Below are 363 nucleotides of genomic sequence, written 5' to 3'. Positions count from 1 at the left end.
TCAACGGTGGCGAGGTGGCCGCCCTTGTCGTGGTTGAAGGTCAGGTGGTTGTTGTCGGGCAGGCGCAGGTGGTCGAGTTGGCCGCAGTTGTCGTAGCCGTAACGCAAGGTGCCCCAGCCTTGATGTTCGGCGGTCAGGCGGTTTTGGCTGTCGTATTCGTAGTGCAGCGGCCAGTGGCCGTCGTCGACGCTTAGGAGATTGCCGAGGCGGTCGTAGGTGTAATCCACCGTGCTGCCATCGGGCAGGGTTTTTCGGATGAGGCGGCCGGCGTTATCGCGCTGGTAGGCGGTAATCAGCTGACGGTCATCGTCGCCGAACTCGGTTTTTTCCTGCAGGTGGCCGTTGAGGTCGTAGACGTAGGCG

General features: G+C 62.0%; 1 pseudogene. It reads right to left on the bottom strand.

The features are described from left to right. A pseudogene (locus tag BHC62_RS05935) lies at positions 1-363 on the bottom strand (type IV secretion protein Rhs); the annotation flags it as partial.

This window comes from Pseudomonas sp. 06C 126 (assembly GCF_001855215.1).
GTDB classification, from domain to species: domain Bacteria; phylum Pseudomonadota; class Gammaproteobacteria; order Pseudomonadales; family Pseudomonadaceae; genus Aquipseudomonas; species Aquipseudomonas proteolytica.
Note: the sequence above shows the minus strand (reverse complement) of the source record. Positions and strands in the feature narration are given on the sequence as shown.